We start from the raw sequence: 14,087 nt of genomic DNA on the forward strand, positions 1-14,087 counted from the left end.
ATGATTATGTCTGCAATATTATTCGGCCTGCTCATGGTGAGTTTAGTTGCAGATGATAATCCTATTGCCATGCAAACCTTTTGCACCTTCGGCACATTTTTTACTTGTTCCTGAAGTAAGATCTCCAGAGGAGAGCGTTAAATACAATCGATAATATAATGTATTAAAAAAGATAGTACAGGATGCCAGATCATGATGAAAGCGTTAGTATTGTTTAATTATAAACTTACCAGCTTTTACGATAAATCTGTATCATTTGGTATTTAGTCTTCGGTAATATCTTCAAAGAAAGCGCGGTTAACGAACTTGAATCGATGAAAAAGACTATGTTTAACCGGGCAACTAATAAAGCAGTGCGAAATACACCTTTGCTGTGGCATTTTCCATTGTGTACCTTCTTCAGAGGGAAATTATAAAAGTAGGCAAAAAGGTATTTTCACATGAAGAAAATCATCGGTATACTCATATTGACTATCATCTGTTTTATTTGCAAGGCCCAAAAGCTTCCTCCGGTTTTTGATGCTAAGCGATCTGCCGAAGCGCAATCGACAGAAACGGTGAGGAAATATCTTTCTCCGATCCGCATCCTTTGGAAATCGGCTGATGCCGCTACCAATATTATCAATGCCGAAAAACTGCTGAAGCAAGGTGATGGACAAGCCAATCTTTCAGGTAATGACTTGTGCATTCTTCAAAGTAATGAAAAGGGAAAGCCCGGTTTATTGCTTGATTTTGGTAAGGAATTGCACGGCGGTTTGCAATTGGTAACCGATCAGTCGAGGGGTGGCAAGCCGGTGAGGGTGCGTATCCGTTTTGGCGAATCGGCGAGCGAAGCTATGTCAGATATCGATACCATAAAAGGCGCTACTAACGACCACGCTATGCGCGACATGATCGTGTCCCTGCCATGGTTGGGTAAGCTGGAAATCGGCAACACCGGTTTTCGTTTTGTACGGATAGATTTGGTGGATGATAACAGTCAACTTAAGCTGAAAGAAGCAAGGGCCATTTTTGTTTACCGCGATATCCCTTACCTCGGCTCATTTAAATGCAGTGATACGTTGCTTAACAAAATCTGGCTTACCGGTGCGTACACCGTCCATCTTAACATGCAGGATTATCTTTGGGACGGAATCAAGCGCGATAAGCTGGTTTGGGTAGGTGATATGCATCCCGAAACATCAACCATTGCCGCTGTATTTGGCGATAATCCGGTGGTGTCAAAGAGCCTTGATCTGGCACGGAACACTACCCCTTTGCCGGGCTACATGAACGGGATGGTATCCTATTCCATGTGGTGGATCCTGATCCAACGCGATTGGTATATGCATACCGGTAATTTGAAATATCTGCAGCAGCAGAAAGCTTACCTGGTAAAGTTGCTGGATCAGTACGCTGTACAGGTTGATGCAAACGGCAGCGAAAAGCTGGACGGTGCCGGTCGGTTTTTAGACTGGCCATCGAGCGAAAATAAACCTGCTATTCATGCCGGCTTACAGGCCATGCTGGTGATGACCCTGAATGCCGGTGCCGAGCTCTGCAAAATATTGAAAGATCCGGCCACCGCCAAAAAATGCGAAGCCGCGGTTGCTAAACTAAAAAATAATGTGCCGGATGCCAGCGGTTCAAAACAGGCAGCAGCCTTATTGGGCTTATCGGGTTTACTCCCTGCCGAAAAAGCAAACGATATTCTTTCTAAAGATGGAGTACACAATTACTCAACGTTTTTTGGTTATTATATGCTGTTGACCAAAGCCAAAGCCGGCGACTACCAGGGTGGCATTGATGCTATCCGTAACTTTTGGGGACCGATGCTGAACCTTGGCGCTACTACTTTTTGGGAAGATTTTAATATCGACTGGCTGCCCAACGCTTCGCGGATAGATGAGTTGGTGCCCGATGGTAAAAAAGATATCCATGGTGATTATGGCGCTTATTGTTATAAAGGTTTCAGGCATAGCCTTTCGCATGGCTGGGCATCAGGGCCAACACCGTGGTTAACCGAGTATGTATTGGGTGTAAAGGTAATAGCGCCGGGTTGTAAGGTAATTAAGATTGAACCCCATTTGGGCGATCTGAGCTTTGTCGAAGGTACTTATCCAACGCCATATGGTATTGTGAAAATTAAACATGTTAAGCAGGCTGATGGTAAAGTGAAATCGGTGATTAATGCCCCAGCCGGGATTAGGGTAATTCAATAAATATCTACCGTTGCCGCTGGCAAAACCGTAAAGTATTGCCGTCAGTATCCGTAACATAAAACTCGCGCGTTCCCCAGGTTTGGTCGGTTGGTCCCTGGTGAACGGGCGATTCTTTTTTAACTGAGGTATCCAACCCGCGGGATAGGTAATATGTAAACCGGCTATCCATATCATTAACCCAAACATTTACCACCGAACCAAATAAGTGGTCGCTTTCATATACTGATAACTGCAGCTCTCCAAATTCGCTTATTAGGTCAATAACGCCGTCGTCAGCGGTGGCTTCTGGGTATTTGAGCCTGAAATCAAGCACGTTAGTGTAAAAACCAACGGCCTGGTGTAAGTCCCGGCATTTAAAAAGTGGGATCATTTTCATTGTGAAGTATTTGCTTAAAGTTAGCCCTAAACTTTTGTTAGAAGAAATATTAAAAGCGCAGCGATTGAATAATTGGATTTTTCATTGTTCAAAACAAATTTGTTACGGAGTTATTGATATTAAAAGTGCTATCTTGGTGTAATTATAAATCGCTGTATATGTCTACAACAAAGCCCTGCACTCCAACCGACGGCGAAGACAATTCAAACGGAACGCGCCGTGATTTTCTTAAGCAAACATCGCTGTTAACGGCCATTGCCTTAACACCGGGTACTGTAGTTAAAGCGGCCGAAAACCAATGGGATGAGAAACTTGCCGGCGTTTTTGAAAAGCAAAGCCCTGCACCTGGAGGTGAACGGTGTAAAACATGAATTGATGGTTGAACCGCGCGTGACCTTGCTGGAAGTGCTGCGCGAATACCTCGACCTTACGGGTACCAAAAAGGGTTGCGACCGCGGCCAGTGCGGCGCTTGTACGGTACATGTAAATGGCGTACGCGTTAACTCATGCCTAAGTCTTGCATTAACAAATGATGGTAAAAAGATAACCACTATTGAAGGCCTTGCCAAAGAGGAAGAGCTGCACCCTATGCAGGAGGCTTTTATTAAGCATGATGGTTTTCAATGCGGATATTGCACATCGGGACAGATCATGTCGGCTGTGGCTTTGCTTAAAGAAGGCCATTCCGGTTCTGAAACAGAGATCAGGGAGTTTATGAGCGGCAATATTTGCCGTTGCGGCGCTTATCCCAATATTGTTAAGGCTATTCAGGAAGTTAAAGGAGGTATGGTATGAACCAGTTTCAATACACACGACCAGCCGAAACGGCTGTCGCCGTTAAATCATTGGCAAAAGAACCAAACGGTTACTTTTTGGCAGGCGGAACCAATTTGGTTGATATGATGAAGATGGGATTGGTAGTACCGGATAAGTTGATTGATATTAACCGCCTCCCGCTTAAAAAGATAGAAAAAACGGCCACAGGTATGCACATCGGCGCTTTAGCCTCCAATAGTGAGGTTGCTGAGCACGCTTATATAAAGGCGCAATACCCGTTGCTGGCGCTGGCTATCAATGCCGGTGCTTCGCCGCAGCTGCGCAATATGGCTACCGTTGGGGGCAATCTTATGCAGCGCACCCGCTGTCCTTATTTTTTTGATACTGCCATGCCTTGCAATAAACGTACACCCGGAAGCGGTTGTGGAGCGTTGGAGGGGATTAATCGCATGCATGCCCTTTTTGGCGCCAGCGATAAATGTATTGCCGTTAACCCCAGTGATATGAATGTGGCGCTGGCCGCATTGGATGCCACCATCCACGTAACGGGTGTAAAAGGCCCGAGAGCCATTAAGATTGGTGATTTTCACCGCTTGCCAGGCGACCATCCCGAACTTGATAATACCCTGCAAAAAGGTGAGCTGATCACTTCAGTTGATCTGCCCACAGCATCATCTGCTTATAACAAACACGTTTACTATTTAAAAATCCGCGACCGTACATCATATGCCTTTGCCCTGGTTTCGGTGGCTGCTGCCTTGCATATCGAAAATAATACCATTACAGGCGCAAGGTTGGCGATGGGTGGGGTAGCACATAAGCCATGGCGTTTATCCACTGCCGAAACATTTTTAAAAGGTAAAGCTGTTAATGAAGATAATTTTAAGCATGCAGCGCAAATTGCCATGCAGGGAGCTAAAGCTTATGAGTACAACAAGTTTAAGTTAAAGCTTGCACCTAATGCTATTGTACAATCCTTAAAATTGGCCACCGGCCTTGCATCATAAATTAACAACTATTTAGCTAATAGATTTAATACTGATCTTCATGAAAAAAGACGCAATTGGCGATTCCTTAAGCCGTGTTGATGGCCGGTTAAAAGTAACCGGCGGAGCTAAATACAGCGGTGAGTATAAAGTCCCCAACCTCACCTATGGGGTGCTGGTATCGGCAACCATTGCTTCTGGTACAGTAACTGCACTTGATACCAGGTCTGCCGAGCGTGCGCCGGGGGTGCTTGCTGTCATTACGCCATTTAATGCGCCAAAAGTACCGGGTTATCAGGCCGGAGCCGAAAGGCCGGTACGCGGGCTTAAGTTATTTAATGATAATAAGATCTACTTTAACGCGCAACCCATCGCGCTGGTAGTTGCTGATACCTTTGAACGTGCTACCTATGCGGCAAGCCTGGTTAAAGCAACTTACAATACGGAGCCTTTTGAAACTGATTTTCATAAAAACATAGATAAAGGAGTAACCCCGCAAAAAGGTAATTATAAAGATTATGTGCGCGGTGAGGCAAATGCCTATAAAAATGCCCCGGTAATGGTTGAGGAGGAATATCTGCTTCCTACCGAAGTGCATAACCCTATGGAGTTGCACGTCACCACCGCTTTTTGGGATGGGGATGATAAGGTTACACTGTATACCAAATCGCAGGGGGTAAAAGGTTCCCAGCGATCCATTGCTGCGGCGTTCGGGCTTAACCCCGATAATGTGCAGATCAATTCGAGGTTTGTTGGTGGAGCTTTCGGCTCTTCATTACGTACCTGGCCACATGAAATTGCAGCCGCACAGGCAGCCAAGCTGGTAAAACGCCCGGTTAAACTTACACTTACCCGCGAACAGATGTTTACGCAGGTAGGTTATCGCCCTTTAACCATCCAAAAAATAGGACTGGGCGCAACTGCCGATGGTAAGCTGATTGGCATTACCCATGAATCGCATTCGCAAACGGCAGTGTATGAGGAATTTACTGAGGGGGCAGTAAATGTATCGCAGTTTTTATATAACAGCCCTAATGTAAATACGCTTTACAAGGTAGTGCCTTTAAATGTAGGCGTACCTGCGCCTATGCGCGGTCCGGGGGAGGCTACAGGTTCTTTCGCACTTGAATCGGCGCTGGATGAGTTATCTTACAAGCTTAACCTCGATCCCATAGAGCTAAGACTAAGAAACTATACCGATACCGATCCTGAACGGAACAAGCCATGGTCGAGCAAATACCTAAAGGAATGTTACCAGAAAGGGGCCGAGGCCATAGGCTGGGCCGATCGTAAAGCACAACCTGGTACCAATAAAGAGGGCGAATGGCTGGTAGGCTACGGGATAGGCTGCGGTGCGTTTGGTGCATACCGGGGCAATGCCATGGCTAAAATAAAGTTAATGGCTGATGGTAGCGTAAATATTCAGAGTGCGACGAGCGATATTGGCCCAGGCACCGGCACATCGATGGTATTGATAGCTGCTGATACTTTGGGGATTCCCGCGGATAAGATCACGTTTGAGCTGGGCAATTCGGCTTTTCCTAATGCGCCAACGCAGGGTGGATCGGCAACGGTATCATCTGTTGGTTCGGCGGTGCATGATGTGTGTGTGGCTTTAAAACAGAAGCTGTACACCATGGCCGGCAAACCTGCCGATAGTATGGAGCCTATTGATTACGTTGCTGTGTTAAAGCAAAACAATATGCCCTCGGTTGAGCTTACACAAGAATCAAAAGGCAATCCAGAAGCGCAAAAATATTCCATGTACTCGTTTTCGGCGCATTTTGCCAAAGTGCATGTACACCCGCTTACAGGGCAGGTAAAGATCAAGAAGATTGTAGCCTGTGTTGATGCCGGAAAAATAGTTAACCACAAAACCGCCAGCAGCCAGATGATTGGCGGCGCGGTTGGTGGCGTTGGCATGGCCATGACTGAAGAAGCTGTTTTTGATGAGCGTTACGGGCGCTACATTAACGGTAACTTTGCCGATTACCACGTGCCGGTAAATGCCGATATCCAGCAGATAGAAGCTATATTTATTGATAAGCCCGATCCGGTTTTGAATCCGGTAGGCACCAAAGGTATTGGCGAAATTTCGTTGATAGGGGTAGCTCCTGCTTTGGCAAACGCCATTTATAACGCTACGGGCAAAAGGGTAAGGGAACTGCCCATAACACCCGACAAACTGATATAGCTGTAAAGCTGCTGATGAAAGAGATCATTGATATTGTTGCTGCCTATGATGAGGCATATGCGCTGGGAAAAAAAACTGCCCTGGCTACTGTTGTATTGGTGGAAGGCTCTGCCTATCGTCGGGCCGGTGCACGTATGCTGATTACTGAGGACGGGCAACTTACCGGCGCCATCAGCGGCGGGTGTTTGGAAGGCGATGCCCTGCGCAAAGCCCGCCTGGTGATCCTGCAGCAGCAACCTTTACTGGTAACCTATGATACTACCGACGATGATGATGCCAAGCTGGGCGTAGGATTGGGCTGCAACGGCATTATCTATATTCTTATTGAACCCATAACCAGCGATATCAATAACCCAATTAGTCTGTTGAAAAATATCGTCAGCAATGGTCGGTACGCCGTACTTGCCACCGTGTTTTCTATTAAAGACAGAAAAGCCTCACAGCCAGGTACCTGCCTTTGCCTTACCGAAGATAAACTTACGGTGAACCATTCCGGGCATCTGCAATACCAGGTTGCTTTGGTAAGTGATGCTGAAAGGGTACTGGAGGAACAGCGATCAGAAATACGGTTTTACCAGGCTGATACCGAGTATACCGCTTTTGTAGAACATATTAAACCTGTGATTTCACTCGTGATTGTAGGGGCAGGTAACGACGCAATTCCTTTAACACGAATAGCTGCGGTTTTAGGCTGGAATATTACCGTGATAGATGGCCGGCCTAATTACGCCGTTAAGCAACGGTTCCCGTTTGCTCAAAATATTGTAACTGCCAAACCAGCCGATGTATTATCGCATATAAAGACCAATGATCGTACGGCTATTGTTATGATGACCCACAATTATAACTATGAGGTAGCACTGCTTAAAGAACTATTACATACATCGTTACCTTATATCGGTATCCTCGGCCCCAAAAAGAAATTGGAACGTATGCTGGCAGAAGTTGAACATGCAGGCATATCTATTAGCGAAGCACAAATGAACAACATCTATGGCCCGGTCGGCTTGGATATAGGCGCAGAGGGGGCGGAAGAGATAGCCTTATCGATTATGTCTGAAATTAAAGCGGTATTATCAGCACGCCAGGGATATTCATTGAAATATAAACCCGCGCCGATTCACATTTCTAATCTTCAATACCTGGTTAAGTAGCCGTCAGGTATCTGGATTTGAAAGCTAAAAGCAGAAGGTAAAGCACAAAGCTTAAATCCAAAGATTGTCTATTAACTTTATTCAAATATTTTATATGAAATTAGTAGACTCTAAATAATTACTTTAGTTAGTTTTTCAAATCTTCTTCGAATTAACAGTTTTGGTTGCGATTTGTCATACTGCAATCATTAATTGTCCCGAACCGTAAAATAGACCAAAACATCAGAACTTTAGCCATTTTTAATCAGGTATTACTGCGCAATTTTGTATCGCATAGGTGAGGTAATGCAGCGGAATGGGTTGAGTTTTTAAGTGTGTAATATTTACACTAAGATGAGGCTGGTTGCCATAAACTTTAGTAAATTTATGTTAGAAAAACGAGGCAAATGAAGCCGGAATATTTTTCAGATCGGGACCTGATCCTGCTTTACCTGCCTATAAAATATTAAGTATCATGACAAGTATAACACCCCAAAGCGGCAAAAAAAAGATAGTAATTGTTGGCGGCGGTTTTGCCGGGCTTAACATTGCACAGCAGCTATATAAAAACAAGTATTATGATGTTACCCTGGTTGATAAAAATAACTACAATTATTTTACACCGCTGCTTTACCAGGTAGCAACCAGTTTCCTTGAACCATCAAGTATCAGCTATCCCTTCCGTAAGCTTTTCAGGGATAAAAGATTGAGTTTCCGTATGGCAGCCATGGTTAAGGTTGATCCTGCGGCAAAGATTCTTTATTTGAGTAATGGCGAGCTATCTTATGATTACCTCGTTTTCGCGGCCGGTGCAAGTACAAATTTTTACGGGATTGAGAGTATCAAACAAAATGCCATCTCCCTTAAAGAAATTGATGACGCGCTCCGAATGCGTAACAGCCTTATTAAAACAATGGAAAAGGCAGCCATTACTACCGATCCGATAGAGCGTCAAAAGCTTTTAACCATAGTAGTTGCCGGGGGCGGTCCAACTGGTGTTGAAGTAGCTGGTATGCTTGCCGAAATGAAAAACTATATCCTGAAAAAGGATTACCCCGAGCTAATGAATGCAAAAGGTAAAATTTACATAGTTGATGGCGGCCCTGATTTGCTTGCCCCCATGAGTGATAAAACCCACAAGGAAACCCGCCAGGCACTGATTGAGTTGGGTGTTGAAGTTAAATTAAATGCCCATGTAAACGATTTTAATAATGGTGTGATAACCTTTGCCGATGGTGAAACACTTGAAGCTAAAACCCTGATCTGGGCTGCCGGTATCGTAGCCAATACTTTTGAGGGGATCCCTGCAAGTAGTTTAGGCATAGGCCGCCGGATGATCACTGACGAATATAACCGGGTTAAAGACCTTGAAGATGTATATGCCATAGGCGATATCAGTGTGCAAATAACCGACCCGGTTTATCCAAAAGGACACCCGCAACTGGCACAGGTTGCCATACAAATGGGACGCAATACCGCCAAGAACTTTATAGCCATGGCAAAAGGCAAAGCCATAAAACCATTTAAATATTTCGACAGGGGAGATATGGCCATTGTTGGCCGGCATAATGCCGTGGTCGATCTGTTTAAGCACAAGGTACACCTCAGTGGTATTGCGGCTTTATTTGTATGGCTATTTATCCACCTGATGTCCTTAGTGAATTATAATAATAAAATTAAAACTTTGTATAACTGGGCGGTGGCCTTTTTAACACGCGACCAGGCACTAAGGATGATATTCGGGAGCGGGCAGAGCCGGGCAGATTAATCCTCTGTATTAAATGGTTTGCTTATACTACAGTTATTAAAAAAGGGGCAGTGCCTGGTGTAGGTTGCTGCCCCTTTTTCGTTTCTCAAATAATGTGCAGGCGCATTTATGACCAGGAGCATTGTAACAAATGAGGTGTCCCAATTTTTTGATTCCCGAAAAGAAAAATGAAAAAAGGCCGGTGCTTCTTTTTTTTAAAATCCATGTGTTCCATTTTTTAAGTGTAAAATAACGGAACAGGTTAAAAATGTTATTCATTGATAATCAGTGGTTTATGCTTTTGTATGAAACATAGTTAAATTAATGATAATCAGTATTTAAAATTTTTTGGCGTATTTGTTTAGTGTTTCACCTTTAATCCAAACAAGGGCTGATTTTTGAGTGTATTTTTACACTTTTTTTTAATGTTTTTTGATAAGGCTGGTTGTTGGAATCTTGATGGTGACAAAGTACTGCCACCATTGCTTGATGCCGGGAAGATTAGCTTTGCGCTTTTCTGTGTATATGACGAAGCGAAGCTTCGTCAGCCCCGAGGCTTGGGTCACTTTATTGCCGTGCACATATGCCCATGTGCTTTTTCTGATATTAGTTTAAATCTGATATTAGTTTAAAGATACCCGCGAAACGCGCACCAGTACGGTAAAATACTTGTTTTCACAGTTGCGATTTAGCGGTTTAATGGTAGTTTTGAACAACCAATCGCAATTTTATGAGACGTTTAATTTTTATGCTTGCTTCAGTGCTTACTGTGGTAGTTGCCAATGCACAACCGGCTCCTGTTAAGGTAAATGAAGGGCTGCTGCAGGGTACCTTTGAAAACAGCCTCACAGTTTATAAAGGCATTCCATTTGCCGCTCCTCCGGTAGGCAAATTGCGCTGGTGCCCTCCGCAACCCGCCGCGAAATGGGATGGTGTGCGCCTGGCCGACAAATTTGCCCCGGAACCCATGCAGGGGGGCAACCCTGTGTCGGGAAAAAGTGAAGATTGCTTGTACCTGAACGTTTGGACACCTGCTAAATCACCCGATAGCAAAATTCCGGTCCTTGTATGGATTTACGGCGGTGCTTTCAATGCCGGCGGCACTGCCGAATGGGCTTATAATGGTGCCAATCTGGCAAAAAAAAATGTAGTGCTGGTAAGCATCGCCTATCGCGTGGGCCAGCTTGGGTTTTTGGCGCACCCTGAATTAAGTGCCGAAAGCCCCAAACGCGTATCCGGTAACTACGGCCTTCTTGATATGATAGCAGCACTTAAATGGATTAAACAAAATATTGCGGCCTTTGGGGGCGATCCTGGCAAGGTTACTATTTTTGGCGAGTCGGCAGGAGGCATCGCAGTTAGTATGTTATGTGCAAGTCCACTGGCTAAAGGACTGTTTCGCGGGGCCATTTCCGAAAGCGGGGGCTCATTTGGTCCAACGCGTACCACAACCTTTCCGGGCGAAAATATGAAAAAGCTGCATGATGCCGAGGCTGCCGGCGAAGCATATGCTAAAGGTGCCGGGTATCCCTCAATTGACAGTTTGCGAAAAGTCGATGCTGATAAGCTCCCTGCCGTACGCGGGCTTGCATGGCCCATTGTTGATGGCTGGGTAATTCCCGATGATCAATATAAACTCTACGAAGCCGGGAAGTATAACGACATACCGATACTGGTTGGTTATAACTCTGATGAAGGTGCCAGTTTTTCGCCGCCTAAAACTACGGATGACTATATCGCCGCGGTAAAAAACCGTTATGGAAAGTTCGCCGATGAACTTATTAAGGCTTATCCGCCCGGCACCGGTACGGTAGCAAAAACCGCGCGCGACTTAACACGTGATGCGGCGTTTGGCTGGCATACCTGGAGCTGGGCTACATTACAGGCAAAAAGGGGCAAATCCAAGGTTTTTTATTATTATTTTGATCAACACCCCGAGTATCCGGCAGGTTCCCCGCAGGCAGGTTATGGATCGCCGCATGCACAGGAAGTGGCTTACGTATTCGGCCTGCTTAATGCCTCAGGTGCGCAGGCTAAAGCAGACCTGGATATTTCGGATGCGATGAGTACTTACTGGACAAACTTTGCAAAGTATGGCGACCCCAATGGTGCCGGAAAGCCCGAATGGCCGGCCTACAGCCCTGCCCGTCCGGTAGTAATGTACTTTTCCCAAACGGCGCATACCGGCCCTGTTCCGGACCTTGCGTCGCTGAAAGTGTTGGATGCTTATTTCAGATGGAGGCGTTCGCCGGATGGCCAGGCCGGTGTTAAATAAAACGGGGGCGCCTGGCTCCTCGTAAAGGGGTGGTACCGGATTAAAGGAAATAGCTGGTTGGCCGATTAAGCTTTAAATAAAACTTGAATGAAGTTAAGAACTATTGATGCAGCATCGTTAACACCGGCCGAAATGCAGGTTTATCTGCACTATGCCATTGCACCCCGGCCAATATGTTTTGTATCCACTATCAACAAAAGCGGCGAGGTTAACTTAAGTCCGTTTAGTTTTTTTAATGTTTTTAGTATCAACCCGCCAATATGTGTTTTTTCGCCCACAAGCAGGGCGCGGGATAATACCACTAAGCACACACTCGAAAACGTTTTGGAAGTGCCTGAATGTGTGATTAATATTGTGAACTACGATATGGTGCAACAGACCTATTTAACCAGTATGGATTACAAAAAAGGGGTAAACGAATTTGCGAAAGCGGGCTTTACTGAACTGGCTTCGGATACGGTAAAGCCACCGAGGGTAGCGGAGTCGACCGTTCAATTGGAATGTGCAGTGAATGATGTGATATCGTTAGGAAAAAACGGGGGCGCGGGTAATTTGGTTATTGCCGAGGTGAAACGGATCCATATCAGCGAAGCTATTTTGGATGCTAATGATAAAATAGACCCGCATAAAATAGACCTGGTGGCCCGTTTAGGCGGCGATTGGTATTGCAGGGTAACCGGCAATAATTTATTTAAAATTTCCAAACCAACAGGCGGCGCCGGCATAGGTATCGGTGTAGATGCTTTTCCAATAGAGGTTAAATACTCCAAAGTATTAACCGGGAATGATCTGGGGCTATTGGGGCTTGTTGAAACGCTGCCATCGTATGAGGAGATAAGCGCTTTTACCAAAACCGATGAAATGAAAGAACTGGTTGATGCTGACACCAGTGACATCCGCACCCTGCACCTGCATTTAAAAGCCAAACAATTGTTAGATAACGGCCGGGTAATGGATGCCTGGAAAGTGTTGCTGATGTAGTTTATTTTAACCTTGCAATGGTGCGGTAGCAAGAGTAAATAAAATTGTCATGTGTCATATAACGCATTATATTTGTATATGATTGAAAGCATCCGTCATAAGGGGCTGTTATTATATTATACAGAAGGAAACGGAGCGAAATTGCCGGCCAATCAGCTGGCTAAAATATCACGTATCCTTGACGCATTGGATGCTATATCATCTGAAGATGATATTAAACAATTAGGATCAGGAATCCATAAACTAAGTGGAAACCTGAAAGAGTTTTGGTCGATCAAAGTGACAGCAAATTACCGTATCATCTTCCGGTTTGAGGATGGAAATATTCATGATGTTGATTATATCGACTATCATTAAAAAGGAAAATATTATGTTGAAACGCAAATTACCGCCCAATCATCCCGGCTTCATTTTAAAAGAAATGTTTATTGATGAACAGGAACTGACCATTACTGAAGTAGCGAAAGGCCTGGGTATGGCCCGTGCCAACCTGTCGGCTATAGTTAATGGCCATACGGGGATCAGCCCGGAACTTGCTATCAAACTATCTGAGGCATTCGGCAATACATCGCAATTTTGGGTAAATCTTCAAAATAATTATGAATTGTGGCACGCTGAACAAAAGGTTGATCGCACGAGTATCAGGCATTTTTATAAGGCAAGTGCCTGAAAGCTTAACACATTTTGGAGGCTTCAAATAAAATCGATTATTTCAGCTTCTCCAATGCAAACCGGGCCCTCGTGTATTTGCCATTTCCGGCCAATGCTTAGATATTGTTCTATTTGTGGACGGAAAAAAAATCTAACAGTTACTACTTTTTCTTCCCCCGGCTCAATGGCAAGCCCATCATACCAGGTAATATCACCCATGAATGCTTCAAGTCTGCCATCGTTTTCGGGATATTCAAAAACATGATCGGGCCTGTACCCGCTTAATATTCCTGTTCGCCTTCCTCCATCTGCTGTTGCTTTTAATTTTAATAGGACACTAACTGCTATCAGTTCGCGTTTTTCCCGCTGCTGCTGCAGATCCTTGATACTTACAAGCGTATTTTTATCATAAGCCATAACATCAAATACTTTTGATGCCCCTGTATCAAGCCATCTTTTGTAGATGAGTTTGCCGTTCATGTACACGTAGAGTTCGCGATCTTTGACTTCTTTGTGGATTAGCATGGTATTTATAAAGGTAGAAATTGTGCGTGTAAACACCATGAACTATAAGACAGTTAGTGTTGAGAATGTGCGACACATGAGCACCAGCCAAGGGGAGTTTGACCAACCACTGCGACAGGCATGTTTCAGATGCTTTTTACCATTTTAAAAGAAATAATAAAAAGTAATATCATAAGTTATAATTAAATCGTTAATAAGCTTAGTTACAAATCTGAACCTTATTTCAAGTCACAAATCATCC

At 44.7% G+C, this 14,087-nt stretch carries 13 protein-coding genes; 11 read left to right on the top strand and 2 right to left on the bottom strand.

All coding sequences use genetic code 11. The annotated features are described in order from the left end of the window. The first annotated feature begins 440 nt into the window (after positions 1-440). Complete coding sequence (locus ABID99_RS06020; RefSeq protein WP_090532897.1) at positions 441-2,201, top strand: alpha-L-rhamnosidase C-terminal domain-containing protein; 1,761 nt, start codon at positions 441-443, stop codon at positions 2,199-2,201. A 4-nt stretch (positions 2,202-2,205) separates the two neighbouring features. Here ABID99_RS06020 and ABID99_RS06025 read toward each other — a convergent pair whose 3' ends face one another. Continuing rightward, complete coding sequence (locus ABID99_RS06025; protein WP_188832784.1) at positions 2,206-2,577, bottom strand: VOC family protein; 372 nt, start codon at positions 2,575-2,577, stop codon at positions 2,206-2,208. Positions 2,578-2,735: 158 nt separating this feature from the next. Between ABID99_RS06025 and ABID99_RS06030 the strand changes: the two genes are divergently transcribed. From ABID99_RS06030 to ABID99_RS06075, 10 genes are all read left to right on the top strand, one after another. After that, positions 2,736-2,948 (top strand): twin-arginine translocation signal domain-containing protein, encoded by a 213-nt coding sequence (locus ABID99_RS06030; protein ID WP_373613180.1) that lies wholly within the window; start codon positions 2,736-2,738, stop codon positions 2,946-2,948. Beyond that, positions 2,902-3,372, top strand: coding sequence for a (2Fe-2S)-binding protein (locus tag ABID99_RS06035; protein ID WP_373613181.1), 471 nt, complete (start codon positions 2,902-2,904; stop codon positions 3,370-3,372). Before ABID99_RS06030 ends, ABID99_RS06035 begins: the two co-directional genes overlap by 47 nt. Next, positions 3,369-4,361, top strand: a complete 993-nt coding sequence (locus ABID99_RS06040) for a xanthine dehydrogenase family protein subunit M (protein WP_090532891.1) — start codon at positions 3,369-3,371, stop codon at positions 4,359-4,361. The genes ABID99_RS06035 and ABID99_RS06040 overlap by 4 nt, the downstream gene beginning before the upstream one ends. 40 nt (positions 4,362-4,401) lie before the next feature. Then, positions 4,402-6,534, top strand: coding sequence for a xanthine dehydrogenase family protein molybdopterin-binding subunit (locus ABID99_RS06045; RefSeq protein WP_090532889.1), 2,133 nt, complete (start codon positions 4,402-4,404; stop codon positions 6,532-6,534). A gap of 14 nt (positions 6,535-6,548) precedes the next feature. Beyond that, on the top strand, positions 6,549-7,688 hold the full coding sequence (locus tag ABID99_RS06050; protein ID WP_373613182.1) for an XdhC family protein: 1,140 nt from the start codon (positions 6,549-6,551) through the stop codon (positions 7,686-7,688). Positions 7,689-8,142: 454 nt separating this feature from the next. Beyond that, positions 8,143-9,435: an NAD(P)/FAD-dependent oxidoreductase gene (locus ABID99_RS06055; protein WP_373613183.1), complete on the top strand. Its 1,293-nt coding sequence runs from the start codon at positions 8,143-8,145 to the stop codon at positions 9,433-9,435. 709 nt (positions 9,436-10,144) lie between these two features. Beyond that, positions 10,145-11,689 carry a carboxylesterase/lipase family protein gene (locus tag ABID99_RS06060; RefSeq protein ID WP_373613184.1) on the top strand — a complete coding sequence of 515 codons (1,545 nt, stop codon included), beginning with the start codon at positions 10,145-10,147 and terminating at the stop codon, positions 11,687-11,689. A gap of 87 nt (positions 11,690-11,776) precedes the next feature. Then, positions 11,777-12,670: a flavin reductase family protein gene (locus ABID99_RS06065; RefSeq protein WP_373613185.1), complete on the top strand. Its 894-nt coding sequence runs from the start codon at positions 11,777-11,779 to the stop codon at positions 12,668-12,670. 78 nt (positions 12,671-12,748) lie between these two features. After that, positions 12,749-13,027 (top strand): type II toxin-antitoxin system RelE/ParE family toxin, encoded by a 279-nt coding sequence (locus ABID99_RS06070; protein WP_373613186.1) that lies wholly within the window; start codon positions 12,749-12,751, stop codon positions 13,025-13,027. A gap of 13 nt (positions 13,028-13,040) precedes the next feature. Then, positions 13,041-13,340, top strand: a complete 300-nt coding sequence (locus ABID99_RS06075) for a HigA family addiction module antitoxin (RefSeq protein ID WP_373613187.1) — start codon at positions 13,041-13,043, stop codon at positions 13,338-13,340. 23 nt (positions 13,341-13,363) lie between these two features. On the opposite strand, the gene ABID99_RS06080 is transcribed toward ABID99_RS06075, so the two are convergent. After that, positions 13,364-13,846, bottom strand: coding sequence for a hypothetical protein (locus ABID99_RS06080; protein WP_373613188.1), 483 nt, complete (start codon positions 13,844-13,846; stop codon positions 13,364-13,366). Between the last annotated feature and the right edge of the window lie 241 nt (positions 13,847-14,087).

It is taken from the genome of Mucilaginibacter sp. OAE612 (assembly GCF_041806395.1).
In the GTDB taxonomy this organism is placed as follows: domain Bacteria; phylum Bacteroidota; class Bacteroidia; order Sphingobacteriales; family Sphingobacteriaceae; genus Mucilaginibacter; species Mucilaginibacter rubeus.

Excerpts from the sequence above, each read along its gene's own strand:
- ABID99_RS06070 (WP_373613186.1), top strand. The coding sequence starts at position 12,749 with ATGATTGAAAGCATCCGTCATAAGGGGCTGTTATTATATTATACAGAA.
- ABID99_RS06020 (WP_090532897.1), top strand. The coding sequence starts at position 441 with ATGAAGAAAATCATCGGTATACTCATATTGACTATCATCTGTTTTATT.
- ABID99_RS06055 (WP_373613183.1), top strand. The coding sequence starts at position 8,143 with ATGACAAGTATAACACCCCAAAGCGGCAAAAAAAAGATAGTAATTGTT.
- ABID99_RS06075 (WP_373613187.1), top strand. The coding sequence starts at position 13,041 with ATGTTGAAACGCAAATTACCGCCCAATCATCCCGGCTTCATTTTAAAA.
- ABID99_RS06050 (WP_373613182.1), top strand. The coding sequence starts at position 6,549 with ATGAAAGAGATCATTGATATTGTTGCTGCCTATGATGAGGCATATGCG.
- ABID99_RS06025 (WP_188832784.1), bottom strand. The coding sequence starts at position 2,577 with ATGAAAATGATCCCACTTTTTAAATGCCGGGACTTACACCAGGCCGTT.
- ABID99_RS06045 (WP_090532889.1), top strand. The coding sequence starts at position 4,402 with ATGAAAAAAGACGCAATTGGCGATTCCTTAAGCCGTGTTGATGGCCGG.
- ABID99_RS06060 (WP_373613184.1), top strand. The coding sequence starts at position 10,145 with ATGAGACGTTTAATTTTTATGCTTGCTTCAGTGCTTACTGTGGTAGTT.
- ABID99_RS06030 (WP_373613180.1), top strand. The coding sequence starts at position 2,736 with ATGTCTACAACAAAGCCCTGCACTCCAACCGACGGCGAAGACAATTCA.
- ABID99_RS06040 (WP_090532891.1), top strand. The coding sequence starts at position 3,369 with ATGAACCAGTTTCAATACACACGACCAGCCGAAACGGCTGTCGCCGTT.
- ABID99_RS06065 (WP_373613185.1), top strand. The coding sequence starts at position 11,777 with ATGAAGTTAAGAACTATTGATGCAGCATCGTTAACACCGGCCGAAATG.
- ABID99_RS06080 (WP_373613188.1), bottom strand. The coding sequence starts at position 13,846 with ATGCTAATCCACAAAGAAGTCAAAGATCGCGAACTCTACGTGTACATG.